General features: G+C 63.0%; 18 protein-coding genes. 6 read left to right on the forward strand and 12 right to left on the reverse strand.

The features are described from left to right. Nucleotides 1-55: 55 nt before the first annotated feature. The 7 genes from secA to mtrA all read right to left on the reverse strand — a co-directional run bounded on the left by secA (nucleotide 56) and on the right by mtrA (nucleotide 10,538). Nucleotides 56-2,800, reverse strand: coding sequence for a preprotein translocase subunit SecA (secA, locus tag AC1DLO_RS02460; RefSeq protein WP_476888671.1), 2,745 nt, complete (start codon nucleotides 2,798-2,800; stop codon nucleotides 56-58). 126 nt (nucleotides 2,801-2,926) lie between these two features. Beyond that, nucleotides 2,927-4,168: a winged helix-turn-helix domain-containing protein gene (locus tag AC1DLO_RS02465; protein ID WP_476914389.1), complete on the reverse strand. Its 1,242-nt coding sequence runs from the start codon at nucleotides 4,166-4,168 to the stop codon at nucleotides 2,927-2,929. 32 nt (nucleotides 4,169-4,200) lie between these two features. Beyond that, a complete protein-coding gene (gene hpf / locus AC1DLO_RS02470) occupies nucleotides 4,201-4,926 on the reverse strand; it encodes a ribosome hibernation-promoting factor, HPF/YfiA family (protein WP_476888673.1) in 726 nt (241 codons plus the stop codon). A gap of 162 nt (nucleotides 4,927-5,088) precedes the next feature. Then, nucleotides 5,089-5,796: a ComF family protein gene (locus tag AC1DLO_RS02475; RefSeq protein WP_476888768.1), complete on the reverse strand. Its 708-nt coding sequence runs from the start codon at nucleotides 5,794-5,796 to the stop codon at nucleotides 5,089-5,091. 386 nt (nucleotides 5,797-6,182) lie between these two features. Beyond that, nucleotides 6,183-7,919 (reverse strand): LpqB family beta-propeller domain-containing protein, encoded by a 1,737-nt coding sequence (locus AC1DLO_RS02480; protein WP_476888674.1) that lies wholly within the window; start codon nucleotides 7,917-7,919, stop codon nucleotides 6,183-6,185. Beyond that, nucleotides 7,916-9,892 (reverse strand): MtrAB system histidine kinase MtrB, encoded by a 1,977-nt coding sequence (gene mtrB / locus AC1DLO_RS02485; RefSeq protein ID WP_476888675.1) that lies wholly within the window; start codon nucleotides 9,890-9,892, stop codon nucleotides 7,916-7,918. The genes AC1DLO_RS02480 and mtrB overlap by 4 nt, the downstream gene beginning before the upstream one ends. Next, a complete protein-coding gene (mtrA, locus tag AC1DLO_RS02490; protein ID WP_184736948.1) occupies nucleotides 9,864-10,538 on the reverse strand; it encodes an MtrAB system response regulator MtrA in 675 nt (224 codons plus the stop codon). Before mtrA ends, mtrB begins: the two co-directional genes overlap by 29 nt. Nucleotides 10,539-10,716: 178 nt before the next feature. Here mtrA and AC1DLO_RS02495 point away from each other — a divergent pair, with 178 nt between their 5' ends. The 6 genes from AC1DLO_RS02495 to AC1DLO_RS02520 are packed head-to-tail and all read left to right on the forward strand — an operon-like array spanning nucleotide 10,717 to nucleotide 17,122. Next, nucleotides 10,717-12,033: a DUF7847 domain-containing protein gene (locus AC1DLO_RS02495; RefSeq protein ID WP_476888676.1), complete on the forward strand. Its 1,317-nt coding sequence runs from the start codon at nucleotides 10,717-10,719 to the stop codon at nucleotides 12,031-12,033. Next, nucleotides 11,994-12,716: a DUF4129 domain-containing protein gene (locus AC1DLO_RS02500; RefSeq protein WP_476888677.1), complete on the forward strand. Its 723-nt coding sequence runs from the start codon at nucleotides 11,994-11,996 to the stop codon at nucleotides 12,714-12,716. The genes AC1DLO_RS02495 and AC1DLO_RS02500 overlap by 40 nt, the downstream gene beginning before the upstream one ends. After that, nucleotides 12,713-13,954 carry a DUF4350 domain-containing protein gene (locus AC1DLO_RS02505; protein ID WP_476888678.1) on the forward strand — a complete coding sequence of 414 codons (1,242 nt, stop codon included), beginning with the start codon at nucleotides 12,713-12,715 and terminating at the stop codon, nucleotides 13,952-13,954. The genes AC1DLO_RS02500 and AC1DLO_RS02505 overlap by 4 nt, the downstream gene beginning before the upstream one ends. Further along, a complete protein-coding gene (locus tag AC1DLO_RS02510; RefSeq protein ID WP_184736943.1) occupies nucleotides 13,951-15,006 on the forward strand; it encodes an AAA family ATPase in 1,056 nt (351 codons plus the stop codon). The genes AC1DLO_RS02505 and AC1DLO_RS02510 overlap by 4 nt, the downstream gene beginning before the upstream one ends. A gap of 35 nt (nucleotides 15,007-15,041) precedes the next feature. Continuing rightward, nucleotides 15,042-16,334: a DUF58 domain-containing protein gene (locus AC1DLO_RS02515; RefSeq protein ID WP_476888679.1), complete on the forward strand. Its 1,293-nt coding sequence runs from the start codon at nucleotides 15,042-15,044 to the stop codon at nucleotides 16,332-16,334. Between the two features lie 53 nt (nucleotides 16,335-16,387). Next, nucleotides 16,388-17,122, forward strand: a complete 735-nt coding sequence (locus AC1DLO_RS02520; protein ID WP_476888680.1) for a DUF4166 domain-containing protein — start codon at nucleotides 16,388-16,390, stop codon at nucleotides 17,120-17,122. Nucleotides 17,123-17,140: 18 nt separating this feature from the next. On the opposite strand, the gene AC1DLO_RS02525 is transcribed toward AC1DLO_RS02520, so the two are convergent. The 5 genes from AC1DLO_RS02525 to AC1DLO_RS02545 form a co-directional block, all read right to left on the reverse strand. Then, the gene (locus tag AC1DLO_RS02525) at nucleotides 17,141-18,178 is read right to left on the reverse strand and encodes a uroporphyrinogen decarboxylase/cobalamine-independent methonine synthase family protein (RefSeq protein WP_476888681.1); all 1,038 of its coding nucleotides are present in this window, start codon (nucleotides 18,176-18,178) and stop codon (nucleotides 17,141-17,143) included. Nucleotides 18,179-18,182: 4 nt separating this feature from the next. Next, nucleotides 18,183-18,569 (reverse strand): chorismate mutase, encoded by a 387-nt coding sequence (locus AC1DLO_RS02530; RefSeq protein WP_476888682.1) that lies wholly within the window; start codon nucleotides 18,567-18,569, stop codon nucleotides 18,183-18,185. Between the two features lie 166 nt (nucleotides 18,570-18,735). Continuing rightward, nucleotides 18,736-20,460 (reverse strand): dipeptide ABC transporter ATP-binding protein, encoded by a 1,725-nt coding sequence (locus AC1DLO_RS02535; RefSeq protein WP_476888683.1) that lies wholly within the window; start codon nucleotides 20,458-20,460, stop codon nucleotides 18,736-18,738. Next, complete coding sequence (locus AC1DLO_RS02540) at nucleotides 20,457-21,491, reverse strand: ABC transporter permease (RefSeq protein ID WP_476888684.1); 1,035 nt, start codon at nucleotides 21,489-21,491, stop codon at nucleotides 20,457-20,459. Before AC1DLO_RS02540 ends, AC1DLO_RS02535 begins: the two co-directional genes overlap by 4 nt. A gap of 1 nt (nucleotide 21,492) precedes the next feature. Then, the gene (locus AC1DLO_RS02545; protein ID WP_476888685.1) at nucleotides 21,493-22,581 is read right to left on the reverse strand and encodes an ABC transporter permease; all 1,089 of its coding nucleotides are present in this window, start codon (nucleotides 22,579-22,581) and stop codon (nucleotides 21,493-21,495) included. Nucleotides 22,582-22,627: the final 46 nt, after the last annotated feature.

Raw genomic sequence — 22,627 nt, forward strand, 5'->3', positions numbered from 1 at the left:
AGAAGGACCAGAACGAGGTTCTGGTCCTTCTCCGTTTCCCAGCGTACGGCCGGGGTCAGCGGCGCTTCTTCTTGCTGGTCCCGCGCTGCTTGTCTTCGGCGGCGGCCTTGGCGGGGTTGCCCGAGCGCCCCGAGGACCGGCCTTCCACCCGGGTCTGGCTCGCACCGTCTTCACCGGGCGCCGTGTACTGCAGCTGAACCGGTTTCTCCGGAGCTTCGAGGCCGGCCGCGCGAATTTGCGGATCGTGATGTTCGACGTGACCGCCTTCGGGGCTGCCGTCGACGATCACCACGTCTTCGGCGGGCGTTACTTCGACTTCCAGGTTGTAGAGGAAGCCGACGCTCTCCTCTCGGATGGCCTCCATCATGCTCTGGAACATCATGAATCCTTCGCGCTGGTACTCGACGAGGGGATCCCTTTGGGCCATCGCGCGAAGGCCAATGCCCTCCTTGAGGTAGTCCATCTCATAGAGATGTTCCTGCCACTTGCGTCCAAGGACCGAGAGGACAACCCTGCGCTCAAGCTCGCGCATGTTCTCGGCGCCAATGGCTTCCTCCCGCTCCTTGTAAACGAGCTGCGCGTCAGAAAGGATCTCGTTTTTGAGGAATTCAACGGACACGCGGGCCTTGCCGCCGGCTTCGTCAATGATGTCCTGGGCCGTAACAGTCACCGGGTACAGCGTCTTGAGGTTGGTCCACAGCTGGTGGAAGTCCCAATCATCGCCGGTTCCTTCCGACGTCGCGGCATCGATGAGGGCATTGATGGTGTCCTCCAGGAAGAATTGAACCTTTTCATGCAGGTCGTCGCCCTCAAGGATCCTCCGTCGGTCGCCGTAGATGGCTTCACGCTGGCGGTTCAGAACGTCGTCATATTTGAGGACGTTCTTCCGCTGCTCAGCGTTTCGGCCTTCAACCTGGCCCTGGGCCGAAGCGATTGCACGGGACACAAGCTTGGATTCGAGGGCGACGTCGTCCGGCACGGAGCTGTTCATGAGGCGCTCGGCGGCACCGGAATTGAAGAGCCTCATGAGGTCATCCGTCAGCGAGAGGTAGAAACGGGACTCACCCGGGTCACCCTGGCGGCCCGAGCGACCGCGGAGCTGGTTGTCGATTCGACGGGATTCGTGGCGTTCCGTTCCCAGCACGTAGAGTCCGCCTAGTTCAAGCACTTCCTCATGCTCATCCTTGACTGCCTGCTTGGCCGCTTCGAGTGCCCCTGGCCACTCTGCCTCGTATTCCTCAGAGTTCTCCTCGGGATCCAGGCCACGCTTCGCAAGATCGGCAATAGCTGTGAACTCAGCGTTGCCGCCCAACATGATGTCAGTACCACGGCCAGCCATGTTGGTAGCGACCGTGACTGCGCCCTTGCGTCCCGCTTGCGCGACGATGGCAGCCTCGCGTGCGTGGTTCTTTGCGTTCAGGACCTCGTGGCGGATGCCTTCTTTGGCCAGCAACTTGGCAAGGTATTCGCTCTTCTCCACGCTGGTGGTGCCAACGAGGACGGGCTGGCCCTTTTCATGGCGTTCCGCGATGTCCTTGACGACGGCTTCGAACTTCACGATTTCGTTCTTGTACACGAGGTCCGACTGGTCGATGCGCTGCATGTCCCGGTTAGTGGGGATGGGCACCACACCAAGCTTGTACGTGCTCATGAACTCGGCGGCTTCGGTCTCAGCCGTACCGGTCATGCCCGAAAGCTTGGAGTACATGCGGAAGTAGTTCTGCAGTGTCACCGTGGCGAGGGTCTGGTTCTCAGCCTTGATCTCGACGTTTTCCTTGGCCTCGATCGCTTGGTGCATGCCCTCGTTGTAACGCCGTCCCGCGAGGATGCGGCCAGTGTGCTCGTCAACGATGAGTACTTCGCCGTCCAGGATGACGTAGTCCTTGTCCCGCTTGAAGAGCTCCTTTGCCTTGATGGCGTTGTTCAGGAAGCCAATGAGCGGGGTGTTGGCGGATTCGTAGAGGTTCTGGATGCCGAGGTAGTCCTCGACCTTCTCAATGCCGGCTTCGAGGACACCGATGGTGCGCTTCTTTTCGTCGACTTCGTAGTCGGTCTCCGGCTGGAGACGCAACACGACCTTCGCGAATTCGCTGTACCAGCGGTTGGTGTCACCTTGGGCAGGACCGGAAATAATGAGCGGGGTGCGGGCCTCGTCAATGAGGATGGAGTCCACTTCGTCGACAATCGCGAAGTTGTGGCCGCGCTGTACGAGCTCGGATTTGTCCCACGCCATGTTGTCGCGCAGGTAGTCGAAACCGAATTCGTTGTTGGTGCCGTAGGTAATATCGGCAGCGTACATCTGCCGGCGCACTGATGGGTCCTGGTTGGAGAGGATGCATCCGCTGGTGAGGCCCAGGAAGCGGTAGACGCGGCCCATGAGCTCGGACTGGTATTCGGCGAGGTAGTCGTTGACTGTGACGACATGCACACCGTTGCCTGTAAGGGCATTGAGGTAGGCCGGAGCAGTGGCCACGAGGGTCTTGCCTTCACCGGTTTTCATCTCGGCGATATTGCCTAGGTGAAGGGCAGCCCCACCCATGAGCTGGACATCGAAGTGGCGCATCCCGAGCGTGCGGGAGGAAGCTTCACGCACAGCCGCGAAAGCCTCGGGCAAGAGCTCGTCCAGCTGCTCACCGTCCTCGTGACGGGCACGGAGCCTGTCCGTCTCTTCGCGCAATTCGGCGTCGGAGAAGGTCTTGAAAGAGTCTTCGAGGGCGTTGATGGAATCGGCATAGGTCCGCAGTTGCCTCAGGGTTTTTTTGTCACCCGTGCGGAGAAGTTTTTCGATAAGTGATGCCACGTAAAGTTGCTCCCAGTCTCAAGCTGCCGAATTCTGGCGGTTTCAGTCTACGTGAGAGACCAACACCACGCGGCCTCGTTCCCCTGAGAGCGGAGAGCCGGGCGCGCCTGGGGACACTCCGGGAATTCAGTTTCGGGCCGCTGCCGAGGCCAGCGCCGGGGAGAGATCACCGCTCGGTGACACGACGACGTCGTCGAGCCCGAGCCAATCGGCCATGAGCCGCAGCTCCGCGGAGAGCTCGACGGCGGTGTCCCCCGGCGCGTTCGGTTCACCATGTGCGGCGCGCACCAGAAGCTGCTTGGCTGAGCGGTCGGCTTTAAGGTCTACTCGGGCGACCACTGCGTCCCGGAGGAGGAACGGCAGGACGTAGTAACCGAACTTGCGCCTCTCCGCAGGCGTGTAGATTTCGATCCGGTAGTGGAACCCGAACAGCTCCTCAAGCCTCCGGCGCTCAAAGACCAGGGAGTCAAACGGGCTGAGCAGCGCCCGGGCGGTGGCACTGCGGGGAAGCCGGGCTTCCACGTGCCGATACACCGGCCGGTCCCAGCCCCGCACAGTGACCGGTTCCAGGCGCCCCGCGGCAACGAGCCTGCTGAGCGATGCTGCAGCAGGCTTCACCGGAGTCCGGAAGTAATCGGCGAAGCAACGGATTGTTCCGATGCCGTGGGCCTGGGCTGCGGCGTCGATCAGCCGGTCCATGGCCGCCGCTGGGAGATCAGCGTCACCGTCCTGAAAACTTCCCATGCGGCCGTTGACTCCAGGAGATCCCGCGGGCAGGACCCTCGACGTCAGGGTGTACCGCCGCTCGAATTGCTCCGTCCTCGACGCAGCCGTCACGAGCCCCTCTTCAAACAAGTGCTCCAAAACCTGTTTGACCAAGTTCCAATTCCAACCCCAGTTGTCGTGCTGCCGCTCTTCCTCGTGCCCCAGGTGTGCGGTCAATTGGGCGGCCGTCATGGGGCGCCCGCTTGCGAGCGCGTCGAGGATACGGCTCGCCATATCCTCCCGGATTCCGCGCTCCAGGTGGGCCGCGCCCACCCAGGTACGGTTTTGCCACAGCAGCAGGTCCTGAAAGTGCTCAGGGCGGATGAAGCTGGCCTCGTGCGCCCAGTACTCCATCATGCGCCGCGGACTTCGCCCGGCCATTGTATGGAGGATGCTTCGGTCATACTTGCCGAGCCTTGAGAAAAAGGGGAGGTAATGGCTGCGCGTAAGGACATTGACGGAGTCGATCTGCACCACATGGAGCCGGGCAAAGGTGCGGCCCACCGTCCGTGTAGTCACGGGGCCGGTGGGCCGTTCCTTGTCCAGTCCTTGGGCTGCCAATGCGATCCGCCGTGCCCGCAACAGGCTCAGCGAAGCGGCCATGCCAGTCCTTTCATGGGAGATGCGAATGTTGCCTAGGCTGTGGCAGCCTGGTCATTCGAGCGGTAAGCGTGGATCTTTTCCTCCACGGGTTCGTCTCCTGGCTCGCACGTGGAGTCGAGGGTGATTACTCCATATGTCCAGCCGCGGCGGCGATAGACAACCGACGGGGTGTTGGTTTCCTTGTCCACGAACAGGTAGAAATTGTGGCCCACCAATTCCATGTTGTCCACCGCATCATCAAGGGTGAGCGAAGCGGCGGGGAAGACCTTGCGACGAATCAGGACCGGGGAATCGCCGGCCGGAATGTCGTTGTCGACATCATAGGGCGAGGTCTCCACCGGTGGCGTCGTTGGCTCCTGGTGGTTGCTTGCTTCTACGTAGATGGGTTCGCTCGCACTGGCGGGCTCGAGCGCCGCGGTGGCCTCACGGACGGCTTTGGGCGTGTGGCGGCCATGGTGGACCTTCTTGCGGTCCTTGGCCCGGCGGAGTCTTTCCAGAAGCTTGCTATAGGCGAGATCAAAGGCGGCAAACTTGTCAGCGGCGCTCGCTTCGGCCCGGATCACAGGGCCCCGGCCCAGAACTGTAACTTCCACCGTGAGCTGGCCCGGTGTCTGACGCGGGTTGGTTTCCTTCGAAACCTTTGCGTCAACCCTCTGGACCTTGTCCCCAAGCGATTCAATCTTTGAAATCTTCTCGCCTGCATACTCGCGGAAGCGATCCGAAACGGTCAGATTACGGCCGCTGATCATGAACTCCATGGTGCCCTCCAAACAACTCAGGTGACACGATAAGGGCGCTTCTTGGGGCTGATCTGACGGACAGTCGAGCCCCTTTCCGAGCCGCTATCGACAGGTACATCTGTTCTTGGTACCCATAACCGACGTTAGTTCATCGCCACGGGTAATTCACCCTTTCGTCACTTATTTTTTGTTTGAGTCGATTTTGGGTTGCCCCGGGCGCATCTGGGAGAACTCGTTTCCCGCCGGGGGTCTAGTGGCCGCAAGGACAACGGCGCCACACACCGTGCCGCCCGCCGCCGATACGGCCCGCGCAGCTTCGGCCAGGGTGGCGCCCGTGGTGAGGACGTCGTCGACGATGATGCATACCCGGCTTTCCAAAGAACCTTTCCGGAAAAGCCGAACGGTCATGGAGCCGCGGACGCGGCGCGCACGGTCTCCACGGCCCAAGCCCTTTTGTCCGCTTCCTGGCGCCGGCGCCCCAACGCCAACACCAGCCCGTTGCGAGGCTTTCACAACCTGGCCCGCAACACCTTGGAACCGGGCCAGCAGGGCCGGCATGAGGGTCTGCACCGCAATCCCGGGCCTCCCCTTCTTCAAGGCATCCTTCACCTCCAGGCCTGGCAAGGCACCCTGGCGCCGCAAGCGGCCGAGCAAGAGATGGACCGGACTGAATCCGCGGCGCCGGAAGGCCGCGTTGCTGCTGGGCACCGGGACCACACAGATGTCCACCCTTTCTCCAACGGCTGCCCGTATGGCCTTCCCCAAAGCAGGCGCGAGCGTTGAGGCCAGTTGTCCTTGGCCTAGATGCTTGAAAGACAGGAGTGCTTGCGCAAGTTCGTCCCGATAGTGGCCGGCTGCGACAACAGGCAGGAGCACGGAGCCATCCACCGTAAGCAAGGCCGGTGCTTGCCCTTCAGCGCGGAAAGGGCGCTTGCACAAAAGACGTAGCTGCCGTGCACATGCGCCACAGAGCGCCGAATCCTCGGCACCGCAGCACATGCATTCCACGGGAGCCAGAACAGCCAGCAACTCAGTGAGGGCATCACCCAAGCCCTGTCCGAGCCGCATCAAACGAGCAGGATGAATTCCCCGATGACGCGCAGCGTGGTTCCGGACAACAAGATCAGGATCGCACGCCCGGCGGTGCCTGTTGTCATTCCCCATGCCCCAAGCATCCGGTTTCTGCCCCACAGCCAACAGCACCGAACGTACGCATGTGGATAACACCTATGCGGACAACAGGCTATGTGGAGAACGTGACGGCAAAAGGGACCCTAGCCCGGGAAAGCCGGGTCCACCGGACCCTTGAGTTGGAGTTCCCAACCATTGCCCACCCGCTGGAACACTCCGGCTGCCGACTGTCCAAAAATCTGGTCGGGCCCGTTGCCGGCACTGATGGTTGTCAGGCTCGGCCAAGCCGGTAACAGCTGCGGCTGGCTGGACGTGAGGGACAGCAGTTCAGGAACAACGTTTTGACTGGATGAAGCCTTCATCACGGCAACTGTCGTGGAATTGACCCAAACGCCTTGATCGGCAGGAGCTGAAGAAATCAAGGTAATCGGGGCGGTCAGATCCTTGGGGGTGCCGTCAGGATTCCGGACGATGCCGGTCACTTGCACAGACGACTTACCGTTCATTTCGGAGATGACCAGGGCGCGCGTTCCCTCCCGGGATATGCGGAAATCCCTCACCACGCGCCCGGCCAGCCATGCCGGGGTCATCGTCACGCTGGGGACAGGCTGGCCTTGCGCAACGTTGGATGGCTTGAACGCCACGACCTCGGTGGCGCCGCTGGCTCCCGGCCCTGCCGTCCAGACCCAGTCCTGTGGACTGAACGAGGGATGGCTCAGGGTGCTCCTTGTGGTCAACTGACGTGCGGGCTGGCCCGGAATGATCGAATAAAGGACGGTTCCAGCGTCATTGAGGAAGGCCACCGCCTGGGATGTCGGGGACTCTGCGGGAGCCTTCGGGTTCAGTCCGGCCACCGGCTGCATGTCCGGGAGGGGCGAGATTCTGTTGTTCTCGTAGCGCACCAGTTCGTTGTTGCTGACTGCAATTTGGCGGGCAGGTGCACTCTTCTCGAGCACCGGGGGCAGGACCGAGCCATTGTCTTCCACCCGGACAAGGTCCTGGTCCGCCCGGAGCTGAACGTTCACCACATCCGGTTGGCTGCGGAACGTCAGCGCCAGCTGATTCTGCATGCGCTGCCTGTCTTCGGCAGAGGCGTCCACGAGTTCCTTTGCGGACAAGTCAACTTGGGCTGCTCCCGAAACAACGGGCACCGATTCCCTGGCCAGTTTCATGCCCGAAGGAAAGGCACTGACGACGGCGCCCCGCAGGTAAGGCGCCGGACCGGCTAGCAATGCACTGGTCATCGCCTTGACGGTGTTCTTCTTGATGAACCAGCGGATATCCGGAACCGCGTACGCAAAAGTGGGGTCGTAGAAATAGATGGGCTGGGCCGCATAGATGACTTTGAACGTCTCTTCCGGGATCGCTGTACCGTCCGGAACTGCTGAGATCCGCCACTCGCCGTCGACCTGTTCCAAAGTCACCGGAATTGTCTCAGTGGTTCCCTCAGGAAACTGTGTGGCAACACCGTCGGCGTCGACGGCGTAAGCGAGATCGAGCTGGTACTTGAACTCATTTTCCACGCCGGTTTTGACGACTGTCGCTTTGCGGAAAACGAGTGTGCGCTTATCGGATTTCCAGCTGACGGATAGCGACTGCGTCAGGTACTGCCGGGCCACAGCATAGTCGCCTTCATAGCCGCTGCCAGCACCGTAGAAGTCTTCAATGATGGACGCGGGGCTGGCTCCGGGGTGGGGCGGCGGCGGGAAGAAGACGGGAGCGTTCGGGTTGCCCGCGCTTTCGTCCTTGCTCTTCCCCACTGGACCGGACCGTGGGATTTGCGCGCAGGAACTGAGGACAACCACGAGGACTGCAAGAACGGCGATTGTAGCCCTCAGCAGATACGGGCGTCGGGACGAATACGAGCGTCGGGAACTCATAGTGCCGTGTCCCCCGTCTTGTCGGCATCGTCCTTGCGGGTCGGAGGCAAGGCAGGAGGAAGCGCCGGAGGGCCGTTCAGTTCCTGATCCGCACGGGACCCCTGCTCCGGCGGGGCTTCGCCTGCATCCAAGACGAGCATGTGGCGTTCGGGAGCGGCGCCTGGCAAGTGGATATCTGCGGCTTCAAGCTGCAAGGGGGATTTCACAATGGTGCCTCCCTTCCTGAGAGGCAAGGTCAAGCGGAAGTTCGAACCGGATCCTTTGCGGCCCCAAGCCTGGAGCCACCCGTTGTGAAGCTTGGTGTCCTCCGCGGCGATGGAAAGTCCAAGGCCGCTGCCGCCGGTTGTCCTGGCGCGGGCGGGATCGGCACGCCAGAAGCGATCGAAGACCCGCGCAGCCTCCGCCGGGCTCATCCCTATGCCGAAGTCGCGCACTGAAACAGCGACCGCTTCGTGGTTGGCTGCGACGGAGACATGGACGGGTTTCCCCTCGCCGTGTTCGACGGCGTTGAGCAGCAGGTTCCGAAGGATGCGGTCGATCCGGCGGGAATCCATATCCACGATGATGCGTTTGTGGCGGGAGGTAAGACGGACTTCCGAGCCGTACTCCGCGGCGACTGGCGAGGCGCTGTCGATGACATGGGATACCACTTGGAGGATGTCGGTCGGCTCGGAGTCCAGGACCGCAGCACCTGCGTCGAAGCGTGAGATCTCGAGTAGGTCCGAGAGTAAGGATTGGAAACGCTCCACCTGGTTGTACAGGAGTTCTGCGGAGCGCTTATTGATGGGGTCGAAATCATCCCGGGCGTCGAACAGCACTTCCGCCGCCATTCGGACTGTCGTGAGCGGGGTCCGCAATTCATGCGACACATCGGAAACGAATCGCTGCTGCATCTGGGACAAGGTGGCCAACTGCGTAATTTGTTCCTGAAGGCTCGCAGCCATGTGGTTGAAGGAGGCGCCCAGCCTGGCCACCTCATCTTCACCCTTGACCACCATGCGCTCCTGCAACTGGCCTGCGGCCAGCTTCTCGGAGACGACGGCGGCGTGGCTCACCGGGCTCACGACGTTCCTGGTCACATACCAGGCAATACCGCCGATCATCAGGATGAGGGCGGCGCCACCCGCCCACAGCACATTCTGGATTTCGTCCAGGGTTTGTTGGGCGGTATCCAGGTCGTAGAGGAGATACAGTTCGTAGACGGTTCCATTGAAGGTGACCTTGTTTCCGACGGCGATTCCCGGGTGATCCTGGTTGCCGACCGGAAACTCCGTGGAAGCCCAGTACTGGTCCTTGCCCGATTCCTGGACCGATTTGCGGAGCGCCGGGGGGATGACGCGGACCGTCAATTGGTCCGAGGCCCGCGATTCCACCCAGCGGTTGCGCGGCTTGGTTTGTTCGGGCATGGCTTCGAAGACGTATCGCCGCTGGATGACCGAGCCGTTGCCTTCCACAGCCTTAAGGGTGTCGTAGACCAGGGTGATGACGCTCGACTGGTCGTTGGCCTGTGAACCGTCGAAGGTGTCCTGCACTTGCTTGACGTAGTAACGGCTCTCAGATTCGGCTTGCTTCAGACGCTCCTGGAACAGGTTGTTCGCAATTTGGTTTGAGAGGTACGCGCCGACCACCGCAAACGACACGACCGACAGCACGATCGTCACGGCCACGGTCCTGAATTCAAGCGAGCGGCGCCAACGCCGTAGGAGGGCGCGCCACAAATACCGGATTCCTGGACGAATGTGGCGAAGCCCGGTCACCACAAGACGGGAGACGCGAAGCGCCAGGATCAGGGCCCGGCGAGTCCAAATTCGAGTACGCTCCAGGACCCACGGGAGGTTTAGTGCCCGGGCGTCGGTGTGTTCCGGGACAGGATGTCCGGCAACGGGGTGTTTGACCTCGGTCGATGCCGCCGCTTGGTCAGTGCCGGGCTCGCCGCTGGAAGACTCAGGAGCCTGCTTTATATCCGACACCACGAACCGTCAATACAACTTCGGGGGCTTCCGGATCACGCTCGATCTTGGACCGCAGCCGCTGGACATGGACGTTGACCAGCCGGGTGTCGGCAGCGTGGCGGTACCCCCACACCTGCTCAAGGAGCAGTTCGCGGGTGAAAACCTGCCACGGCTTGCGCGCCAGGGCGACCAAGAGGTCGAATTCCAAGGGGGTCAGCGAAATCCGCTCACCGCCGCGGGTCACCAAGTGGCCCGCGACGTCGATGGTGACATCGGCAATCCGCAGGGTCTCCGGCGCTTTCTGGTCTCCCGGGCGCAGCCTGGCGCGAACCCGTGCCACGAGTTCGGCCGGTTTGAAGGGCTTTGGCACGTAGTCATCAGCACCGGATTCAAGGCCGCGGACAACATCGGAGGTATCCGATTTGGCGGTGAGCATGACAATGGGAACGTCGGACTCCCCGCGGATCTGGCGGCACACTTCGATGCCATCCGAACCGGGCAGCATCAGGTCAAGCAGTACCAGATCAGGCTTTGAGGAACGGAATACCTCCAGCGCCTGCCCGCCGTCCGCGCAAAAAACCGGGTCGAAGCCGTCGTTCCGCAGCACGATGCCGATCATTTCAGCCAGCGCTTCGTCGTCGTCTACCACCAGGATGCGTGCCTTCATAGTTATATATTCCCTTATCACTAAGCCTTTGTCCCGTTGAGGCGGATCACGGCATGGCGCGCGGCAGAAGGCAGGCGGATTGGGCTATGAGGCGCGACGGCGGAACTATAGGCTGGAGCGAATGGCCCGCTTCCGGGGCCGTGCACTGCTGCGGATCGCATCTTTTGGGGAGGAAAACGTGTCACAGCCAGATCCGGGCAACCGGCCCGAACAGGGACCGCAGCCACCATGGGGCGCCCAGCCACAGTGGGGCGCTCCACAAGCGGGCGCCCAGCCACCATGGGGCGCCCAGCCACAGTGGGGCGCTCCACAAGCGGGCGCCCAGCCACCATGGGGCGCCCAGCCGCAGTGGGGGCCGCCGCAGTATCCAGGACAGCCGTGGGGCGTCCCGGCCGATCCGCGCTGGCCCGCCGGTGGTCCGCCGCCATATGGTCAGCCCCGCTATGTCGCTCCGCCGAAACCCGGGATCGTGCCCCTCCGGCCGCTCTTGTTCGGTGAGATCATGGACGGCGGCTTCCAGACCATCCGCCGGAACGCCAAGACCATGTTCGGTTCGGCACTTGTTGTTCAGGCAATCACCAACGCATTGAGCGGGGTGACCACACTGGGCATGCTCGGCATAGCCCAACCCCCAGTGGATGGTTTCACCTCCCAATCCGAAGCGATGCAGTATTTTGGCCCGGTCCTCGGTGCCTTAGCCGGGATCCTGGGTATTTCGATGCTCGCATTGGTGCTTTCCTCCATTCTCCAAGGCGTCATGGCGATCCCCGTCGCGAGGTCGGCGCTGAACCGCCGGACCGGGTTCAAGCAAATGTGGTCCCTGGCCCGTTCACGTATCTGGTCCCTTGTGGGGTTTGGTTTCCTCGTACTTGCCGGCTCATTGCTGTTCTTCGTAGCCCTGTTCGTGTTGGCCGCCCTCATCTTGACTGGGCTGGGTCCGGTCGGGCTACTTTTGGTCCTGCCTTTGGGATTCGGCGCCGTCGTCGCGTATGCCTGGGTCCGCACCAAGCTGCTCGTGTCACCGTCCGCCATCACCATAGAAGAACTGGGCGTCTTCGCCGGTCTTCGGCGCTCGTGGACCCTTACGGCCAGAAATTGGTGGCGGGTCTTTGGCATCACGTTGCTGGTGGGATTCATGGTGGGCGTCATCGCGCAGGTCATCCAGATTCCGTTTAGCTTGGCGTCCGGCGGATTGACGGCCGTCTTTTCCCCTCACCCCAGCGCCGAACAAGTGACCACCACAACAGTGGTCCTGCTGGTGATTTCGCTGGTCGTCGCGGCCCTCGTAGGTGCGGTCGGCTTCGCCTTCCAAACCTCGGTTGCCGCCCTGATCTATATGGACTTGAGGATGCGACGTGACGGACTGGATGTGGAGCTGCTTCGGCTTCTGGAGACCGGAGAAGATCCCGACGGCGTTCCCGGCCGCCGCGGAGCACGTCACGCTGGCGCGCAATCATGGCCGCCAACGCCCGGTCAGGGTTCGCCAACAGGATGATCCCGGCCTTCGCGTCCTTTGCCTGTCTTTTCGCAGCCTTCGAACCTCCCGTTGACCCCGACCGCGGGGAAGCCCAACGGTGGGCGGTTGAGGAACTCTCCAAGCCCCAATACGCATCGGCCAAACCCAGTTGGATCGAAGAGATGTGGAACCAGTTCGTCGAATGGCTCCGCTCCCTGAACGGCGATTCCTTCAGCGTGCCGAATATCGGCGTGCCGGTGATTGGAGCGTTGGCGGTGGTCCTCATCGTGGTTGCCGTGATCGTGGTCAGGCCGCGGCTCAACGCCCGCAGGAAAAAATCGGCGGAGGTTTTCGACGACGCGACGTCCGAGAATGCCGAGGCTTTCCGCGCGCGGGCATCTGCCGCAGCGGGCCGTGGAGACTGGGAAACGGCCGTCGTCGAGCAGTTCCGCGCTGTGGTTCGCTCGGCTGAGGACCGTGCAATCATTGATGCCCAAGCCGGCCGGACCGCGGACGAGGCAGCTGCCCAGTTAGGGCGCGTGTTCACGGCCGCCAGTTCGCGGCTTGAGCACGCGGCCAGGCTCTTCGACGGAGTGAAATACGGCAAGGCAGCTGCCACATCCTCCGATCACGCCGTTGTCTTGGCATTGGACACAGAGTTGTCGGCCACGAAACCTGATTTCGCCAGTCAGGCAGTCGCCGGTTTGGCGGTCCCCCGATGACTTCAGCCCCCGGCAAGGCCAAGGAACGCGGCACCTCCGAACGAGCGGCAAGCCGAACTCACGATCAGGATGGGACCTTGGCCGAACAGAGTGTCCGGTGGACCGGGCGGCTGCGTGGCTGGTCGAGGCGCCAAATCGCCTGGATGATCATCGGAGCGATCGTCGTGGTGCTTGGCGCCCTCACCCTGGCCCAGTCGCCCGCCAACACGGACAAGGCGCCCCTGTCTGCCCGCAATCCGGCTCCGGACGGGGCGATGGCAGCGGCCGAGGTCCTTCGCAGGCACGGAGTCACGGTTACGGAATCCGATTCGTTTGCGACCACAACTTCGCTCCTGGCCAGGAAACCAGGCGCCACCGTCTTGTTGTATGACCGCAACGGCTACCTTGACCCTTCCCAGTTACATAGTTTGCTGGAGTCGGCCGGCCGCGTAGTAGTAGTCACCCCAGGCGTCCGGACCCTGACGGGACTCAGCAGCGAGATCCGGCATGCCGGCGTGGTTCCCAACGGCACATCAACCTTGGAAGCGGGATGTGGCCAAGCGGATCCACTCGCCGCAGGGCCCGTGTCCGGAAAGAACGGCTTCCTTTACACAGGAGCCGAGGCGATTTGCTATAGGCCAGGAAGCAAAGACGGCGGCATGTACGCCGCGAGCGCGGACGGGCGGCTGGTGGTTTTCGGCAGCACGGCGCTGCTCAGCAACGATCTTCTGCGAGAAGAGGGAAATGCCGCTTTGGCCTTCCGCACTCTTGGGTCTGCCCCGGATCTCGTCTGGTATCTCCCAAGCCTTGGAGACATACCGGGAGACGGCAAACCGCCTACGCTCAACGAATTGGCGCCACCGTGGGTGGGCTTCCTGGGTCTGTGGCTGATGGTAGTCGCACTGCTTGCCGTGCTGTGGCGTGGCAGGAGATTCGGTCCGCTCGTGTTCGAACCGCTGCCGGTGGTGGTCAAGGCCGCAGAAACTGCCGAAGGCCGCGCCCGGTTGTACCAGGACTCACGTGCGGTTGGCCGGGCAGCGGACAATCTACGGGCAGGCGCCCTGGCCAGGCTGGCAAGGCACTTCCGGCTCGGTCCCGAGGTGGGAGCAGATTCCGTCATTGACACCGCGGCCCGGAGGCTGGACGTGCCTGCGCAGGAACTCCGGATGCTGCTGGACCACCAGCCCCGCACCGAATCCGAACTGGTCCGATGGGCACAAAGCATCGAAAAACTCGAGCAGGAGGCAACAGCCGCATGAGCAATCAAGCAAACAGCTTCACCGACGGGAACTATGGCTATTCGGGAGGGGCGGCATCGCAGGGACCACCGTCGCAGCAGCCGGTCCAGCACTTTGTGGAGTCCGATCCCGCCCGCAAAGCCCTGCTGGACGTCCGTCACGAAGTCGGCAAGGCCGTCGTCGGGCAGGATGCAACGGTGACTGGCATGCTCATCGCATTGCTCTGCGGGGGTCACGTCCTGCTGGAAGGCGTACCCGGGGTTGCCAAGACTCTGTTGGTCCGTGCTTTGTCCACCGCCCTCAACCTGGATACGAAGCGCGTCCAGTTCACGCCGGACCTCATGCCCGGCGATGTCACCGGTTCGCTCGTCTACGATTCGCACACCTCGGAATTCACCTTCCGCGAAGGACCTGTCTTCACCAACATCATGCTGGCAGACGAAATCAACCGGACCCCTCCCAAGACCCAGGCCTCGCTGCTGGAGGCCATGGAAGAGCGCCAGGTATCAGTGGACGGGCTTTCGCGTCCCTTACCCTCGCCGTTCATTGTTGCCGCCACGCAGAACCCCGTGGAGTACGAGGGCACCTATCCCCTGCCGGAAGCCCAGTTGGACCGCTTCCTCCTCAAGCTCTCCATGCCCCTGCCCGGACGTGCCGAGGAAATCGAGGTGATCCGCAGGCACTCGGAAGGCTTTGATCCGCGCAACCTGTTGGCGGCCGGGGTCAGGCCGGTGGCCGGTGCCGCCGAGCTCCAAAATGCCCGTGACGCCGTGGCCGGGGTGACGGTGGCCCCCGAAATCCTCGGATACATCGTGGACGTTGTCCGGGCGACGCGCGCCGCTCCGTCGTTCCAATTGGGGGTTTCCCCGCGCGGGGCAACGGCATTGTTGAACACTTCGCGTGCCTGGGCATGGTTGTCCGGCCGCAACTTCGTCACCCCCGACGACGTCAAAGCGCTGTCCTTGCCATGCTTGCGGCACCGTGTGGGGCTTCGCCCTGAAGCCCAGATGGACGGCGTTCACGTGGACGATGTCCTGGGCAGCATCCTTGCCTCTGTCCCTGTCCCGCGCTGAAGATGCGGCGCCTCATGACTGTCCAGGAGTGCTGAATGGCGATCACAGGCCGCTTTGTGCTGTTGGTATTCGCAGCGTTGGCCCCCTTGGTCCTGTTTCCTGCATGGGGTACGGTCTTTCTCATCGCGGCAGGGCTTTTCGCCCTGATGTTGTCCGACATCCTGCTGGCAGCGTCGCCCGCCAAAGTTGCCCTGCAACGCAAGGATCCGGGCAATGTCACCCTCCACTCGGAGGCAGAATCAGTGCTGACTCTGGAGAACGGCAACAGCCGGACCTTCCGCGGGCTAGTGCGTGATGCCTGGCAACCCTCCGCTGGCACCGTCGCCCCCGTCCAGCGCGTCGATATCCCGGCCGGTGAGCGCCGGCGAATGTCGGTCCAGCTACGGCCCACACGGCGCGGCGACCTGACGGCACGGCACGTCACGCTGCGTTCCTTTGGGCCGCTCGGTCTGGCGGCCAGGCAACGCACGGTGCCACTCCCCGGCCACCTGCGGGTCCTGCCGCCGTTCCACTCCAAGCGGCACCTGCCTTCCAAGCTACGGAAACTGCGGGAGCTCGATGGCAAGGCGGCCGTCCAGATCCGGGGAGCCGGCACGGAGTTCGACTCCCTGCGCGACTACGTCCGGGGCGACGACGTGCGCTCCATCGACTGGCGCGCAACCGCGCGGCGCACCGCCGTCGTCGTCCGGACGTGGCGTCCCGAAAGGGACAGACGGGTCGTGATCATGCTGGACACCTCGCGTACGGCGGCAGCACGCATCGATGACGAGCCCCGCCTGGACACCGGAATGGAAGCGGCCCTCCTGCTGGCTGTGCTGGCCGAGCGGGGCGGAGACCGTGTGGACTTCTTCGCGTTCGATCGGCGTGTCCGCGGGCGCGTGGATTCGGCAGCCAAGGGCAATCTGCTCGGCTCCTTGGTCCAGGCCATGGCTCCGCTCGAGGCCGAACTGATCGAGATGGACTGGGCGCAGATCCCCGCCCAAGTGCGGGCCATTTCCGCGCACCGTTCCCTGGTTGTGCTGTTGACCTCGCTCGACGCCGGCGCCCCCGAGGAAGGACTCATTCCCTTGGTGGCGCAACTGGTACGGCAGCACGTCGTGTTGGTTGCATCGGTTCGTGACCCCTTGCTGGGGCGAATGAAAGAAGAACGCACGACGGCGAGCCAGGTTTTCCGTGCCTCGGCCGCCGAGCGGGCCCTTCTTGACCGAGAAGCGGTCAGCGTCCAACTGCGGCAGCTTGGCGCGGAAGTAGTCGACGCCGAGCCTCTTGAACTACCGCCACGCCTCGCGGATGCTTACATCCGCCTGAAGGCTGCGGGCCGTTTGTAGCCGATCCGGCAGCCACTCCGTCTCACAGGAAATCCATAACCCGAGGAAAAATCATGAGCACACCCATCTACGAGTTGGCATTGGGCAGCAAGTTCCGGCAGCTGCAGCCTGAACTCCAGGACTATTTCTCGCTTGCGCCAGGGACCGGATCATATGGAATCGGCGAGGGCGTGTTCGACGTGGTCGGTTGCCGGCAGAAGTGGCTCCGCCCCCTCCTTGCCACGGTTGCAGGGGAAGAGGCCTTCTTCCCCGAGTACGGCGAGCGCATCCCGTTCCGCATCGAAAATCATGCGCACCTTGATCCGTTCGGACGGTCCAGCCTCACGGCCCGGCGTGAAATTTTCTTTCCCGGGCACACCCGTTTGTTCCATGACACCACTGTCGCGGAGACCACCAACGACGGCGGTACCCGCCTGGTGGACTATGTGGGCCGTTTCCGCAGGCTTGCCACGGCGTTGGATCTGGATGTCACACCGGAGGGGCGGCTTCGCGGCGTCTCGGGTGCCTCGCGTTTGTTCCTGGGTCCGCTGAGGCTCGCCTTGCCGGCTTCCCTTGATGCGAAGGCTTACGCGGAGCAGTGGTGGGATCCGGCAGAAGGCAAGCATCGGATCCAGGTGAAGGTGCTTCAGCCACACGTCGGCCTGGTCCTCGTCTACTCAGGCTCCTTTGATTACCGATTGGCGCCCTCGTTGCCCGCGCCGGACGGCGCCGCGGCCGCGCGGACCGCTACTGCCGCCGTCGGGCTCCCCCGGTACGCCGAACCGGACCGCTGGGAACGGCGCGTCTAGGAACGAGCTGGAAAGCGGTTAGCCGAGGGCGAGCTGGTTCAATCCATCGGCAAGCTGGGTCAACCGGCTCAGGACCTCTTTGGCGCCCGACGGCGAGTACCCCGCCAGCCCGTCCGACGGTGTGACACGCACGGCCCCCAAGCTCGACGCCGGGAGGCCTAGTTGGTGCCAAGGCCGCCAAACGGTGTCCACCACCTCGGCGGTGCGTGGCAAGGTTGCCCGCGGATTGTCGGTGGGGAGGGCGCCGGCCCAGAGGCGTTTGCCCGCCTCTACCGCCGTCGCAATCTGTTCCCATTGACGCGTGGTGAGTGCTTTGAGCGGAAGGGCGACGCCATCGGCTCCAGCGGCCAGGATCTGCTGGATGGGTGCCTCGATCTCCGGAACGGAGACCACTGTCTCGGCCACTCCGGCTGCCCGCAGCGAATCGATCACTAACCGCCAGGCACCCGTGACTTCTTCGCCGGGGATGGACCGTAGGGTGCGGTAGCCGCTCGCGGTGGGAATAGTACCCGCCAACACCGAAGCAATGTCCGGCTCGTCGAGTTGGACCACGACTTCGGCTCCCGGCACTGCGGCGCGAACCCTGGACACGTGCTCGGAGATGCCGGCAGCCAAGGATTCGGCAATGTCCCTGCGGGCACCATAGTCAAGAAGGGCGCGCTCCCCGTTGTGCAGGTAAAGGCCCGCTGCGAGGCTCATGGGACCGCGCAGCTGAATCTTCAGCGCCTCCGCGGAAGATTCTTCGGCACCGGCAACGTCAGCCAAGACGTTAACGTCCGTAGCAAGGGCGGACCTTGCCCGTCGCAGGTCTTTCCCCGGGCGGTCCACCAGGCGCCAGCCGTGCGGCTGGACATCAATAGCGAGCTCAACCAACAGGGAAGCCGTCCGGCCAAGGGCATCGGAACCAACGCCGCGGTCCGGAAGCTCAGCCAGGAATGGCAAGTGCGGACTGCCCAGTTCGCCACGGATGGTCCGTGCAGCCTCGGCAGGATCCGTCCCAGGCCAGGAACCCAGGGCTGTCGCAGTGACCTGGTTCTGCGGGGTTTCTTCCGGCATGTGGTCAGGCCTGCGCGACGGAAGCCTGGTGGTCTTCGGCGATTGCCTCGTGGTGCCGGATGACCTCGCTGATGATGAAATTCAGGAACTTCTCGGCGAAGGCGGGATCCAGGTGCGCTTCCTCGGCGAGCCGGCGCAACCGCGCGATCTGGGCGGACTCGCGTCCCGGGTCCCCTGCCGGGAGCTTGTGCGTCGCTTTGAGGACTCCTACTTTCTGGGTGGCCTTGAAGCGTTCCGCGAGGAGGAAGACGAGGGTGGCATCGATGTTGTCGATGCTGGACCGGATCGAAAGCAGCTCGTCCATGACGGAGTTGTCCACACGGCCGGCAAGGGAGCTAGCTGAAGGATCGAAGGAATCGGCGTCGGGAAGGGCATGGTTCTGCTCGGTCATTCCTCCAGTCTAGGGTGTGCTGGCCGCACCGGAACGGCGGGACAGGCACTGGCCCACGATGTCCAACGTCGCAGTGGTCTCTGAGTAGGCAGCCAGAGGAAAGGCAAGGACAGACGAAAGACCCGCCTTCCACAAGCAAGGCGGGTCTTTCGGGTGTGGAAGCGGCTCAGCTTCCCAGCAGCTCGGTTCGCAGTAGCTCCCGGTTGTCTTCCCGGCGTCGGGCCTGTTCATCAGGATCCGGCACCGGCAAGGAAGCGATCAGCCTGCGGGTGTAGTCGTGCTGCGGATTGCCCATGATCTGGCTACCGATCCCCTGCTCCACCAGCTTGCCTTTGAACAACACGCCCACCCAATGGGAGAGCATGTCCACCACTGCAAGGTCGTGGCTGATGAACAGCGCGGCGAAACCGAACTCTTCCTGGATGTCCTTGAACAGTTCCAGGACCTTCGCCTGCACGGAAACGTCGAGGGCAGACGTTGGCTCGTCGGCGATCAGGAGGCGCGGATTGAGCGCGAGCGAACGAGCCAGCGAGGCGCGCTGGCGCTGCCCGCCGGAGAGCTCGTGCGGGAAGCGCTCAGCGTACGACGCCGGGAGCTGCACCGATTCGAGCAACTGCGCCACACGCAGGCGTGCTTGAGCCGGGCTCGGGTGGGTATGGATGAGTAGCGGTTCCGCCACGCACTCGCCGATGGTCAGCTGGGGGTTGAACGAGGCTGCCGGGTCTTGGAAAACGAAGCCGATGTCCTTGCGGAGCGGCTTGAACGTGTGCTCCTTGAAGTCCAGCATTTCGTAGCCGAGGACCTTGAGGCTGCCACCGGTCGCGCGGTTGAGGCCGGCGATGGCGCGGCCGATGGTGGACTTGCCCGAGCCGGACTCGCCCACCAGGCCAAAGACCTCGTTCTCGGAGACCGTAAAACTGACGTTGTCCACAGCCTTGAACCCGGGCTTGCCAAGGCGGCCCGGATATTCGATGGTGAGGTTCTTGGCTTCGACCAGGACCTTCCCGCCTTGGTGCAGCCGTTGAGTGGCTCCTTCGGATGCTGAGTTGCGGCCGAGGTGCGGCACAGCGGCCAGCAGCTTCTTGGTGTAGTCCTGCTTGGGCTCGGCGAAGAGGACTTTGGCTGTGGCTTCTTCGACGACGTCGCCTTGATACATGACCACCACGCGGTCGGCCAAGTCAGCCACCACACCCATGTTGTGGGTAATGAGCACGATCGAGGTGCCGTATTTGTCCCGCAGGTCCCGGAGCAACTGCAGGATCTCCGCCTGGACCGTGACGTCGAGAGCCGTTGTCGGCTCGTCCGCCACGATCAACCCCGGGTTCAAGGCAAGCGCAGCCGCGATGACTACGCGTTGCTTCTGACCTCCGGAAAGCTGGTGGGGATAGTAGTTGACTCGGATTTCGGGATCGGGGATGCCCACCTTCCGCAGTGCTTCGGTGGCCCGCTTCTTGGCTTCCTTGGCCGAGATCCGGTGCCCGCCCGAGGCATGGGCGCGTATGCCTTCGGCGATCTGCCAGCCCACCGTGAACACGGGGTTCAGTGCCGTGGAAGGTTCCTGGAAGACCATTGCCACGTCCCGGCCACGGATCTTGCGCAGCTTGGACGCGCTGACGCTGATCACGTTGTTGCCATTGATGAGCACAGCTCCCGAGCTGATGGCTGTTTCCGGGAGCAGGCCGAGAATGGTCTTGGCGGTGACAGTCTTGCCGGAGCCGGACTCCCCCACGATCGCCAGCACTTCTCCGGCCTTGACCTCAAGGCTGACGTCCTTGACGGCATAGACGTCGCCGCTGTCCGTGGCAAAGGTGACTTTGAGCCGTTCGATGTCGAGGACTGGCCGCCCCGGTTCCCGCAGCTGGTCCGAAATGTTGCCGATGTTGGTGGTCATGCCTTACCTGCTTCTGGTTCAGGAGCGGTAGTGGCCCCTGTGTTCGTGCTGTCGGTTCCTGCCGTGCCTTTGGAGCGGGAGGCCTTGCCGCCAGCACGCTTGCGTCCGCGAAGGCGGGGATCGTTGAGGTCGTTGATGCTCTCGCCAACCAGGGTCAAGCCAAGCACGGTCAGGACGATCGCGACACCGGGGAAGACGCCGGTCCACCAGATGCCGGAGGACGCGTCTGCCATGGCCTTGTTGAGGTCGAAGCCCCATTCAGCGGCGGAGGACGGTTCGATGCCGAATCCCAGGAAGCCGAGGCCTGCCAAGGTCAGGATGGCTTCGGAGGCGTTCAGGGTGAACATCAGCGGAAGTGTCCTGGTGGCGTTCTTGAAGATGTGGCGGGTGATGATCCGCAGGCTGGACGCGCCCAGGACCATGGCCGATTCCACGAACGGCTCGGCCTTGAGCCTGATGGTTTCAGCCCGGATCACGCGGAAATACTGTGGCACGAACACCACGGTGATCGAGAAGGCGCATGCGAGGATGCCGCCCCAGAAGCTCGATTGGCCGCGGCTGATGACGATGGACATGACGATCGCCAGGAGGAGGGAAGGAAAGGCGTAGATGGCATCGGCGATGACCACGAGGACCCGGTCCAGCCAGCCGCCGAAGTAGCCGCTGAGCAGGCCCAGCGCCACACCGAGGAAGATGGACATCGCCACGGCGACGACGATCACGGTCACGGCGGTCTGTGAACCCCAGAGGACCCGCGATAGCACGTCATAGCCGCCGACTGTGGTGCCGAGCAGGTGCTTGCTGCTGGGAGCCTCTTGGGTGGGGAACGAACCGGAAGCATCACTCAGCTGGGCGTATCCGTAGGGCGCTATGAGCGGCGCCAGCACCGTGCACAGCAGGAAGAAGCCCGTCAGTACGAGCCCGGTGATGAGCATGCCACGCTGCAGGCCAACGCTCTTGTTGAGGTGGGAAATGACCGGGAGTCCGGACAAGAAGGACTTTTTCCGTCCTGAAATTGTTGCAGTGCTCATATCAGTACCTCACTCGCGGGTCGATCAGCGCGGCGACGACGTCCACCACAAAGTTGGTGATGGCCACGATGACGGCCAACAGCACCACAATGCCCTGGACGGCTACGAAGTCCCTGGCGTTCAGGTACTGGACCAACTGGTAACCGAGCCCCTTCCATTCAAAGGTGGTCTCTGTCAGGACGGCACCGCCCAGCATGAGGGCGATCTGCAGGCCCATGACGGTGATGATAGGGATCAGCGCAGGCTTATAGGCATGCTTGGTGACGAGCCGGAACTCGCTGACGCCGCGCGAACGGCCGGCCTCGACGTAGTCCTTGCCTAGCGTGCCGATCACATTTGTCCGGACGAGGCGCAGGAAGACGCCGGCGGTCAGGAGGCCCAGGGCAATGGCAGGAAGCACCGCGTGCGAGGCGATGTCGCCCAGTGCATTGAAGTCTCCGCTGCGCAGCGCGTCGAGCCAGTAGATGCCGCTCGGAGCCGCGAGTTGACCCATGGCCAGCTCGGTGCGGGTGGACACACGTCCGGCCACCGGCAACCAGCCGAGCCAGACGGAGAACGTGAGCTTCAGCAATAGCCCGGAGAAGAAGACCGGGGTGGCGTAGCAAAGGATGGCGAAGCAACGAAGGAAGGCATCTGCTGCTTTGTCACGCCGCTGAGCGGCGATCAGGCCTAGCGGGATACCGACCGCGAGGGCCACGATCAGCGCGTTGATCGACAACTCAAGGGTTGCTGCACCGAAGGTCGAGAGCATTTCAACGACGGGCCGCCGGTCCGTGATGGTGGTGCCGAAGTTGCCGGTGACCAATTGGCCCAGGTACTCGAGGTACTGGATGATGATCGGCCGGTCATACCCGGCGTCGTGGATTCGCTGTGCCAGGACATCCGGAGGAAGCCGACCGCCCTGCGCTGCCGTGATGGGGTCACCAATGACCCGCATGAGGAAGAAGACCAGCGTTACAAGGATGAAGATCGTCGGAATGATCAGGAAGAACCTGACCACGATGTACCTGCCGAGACCCCCGCCCGCCGATTTGCTCTTGGGAGTGACCGCGTCCGGTTCGACGTCGGGCACCTCTATAAGTGTTGTCATTGCTACCTAAGTTCATTGCCCGCGGATCGCGCGGGGTTTTGCTCAT

The organism is Arthrobacter sp. 01T419, assembly GCF_056398865.1.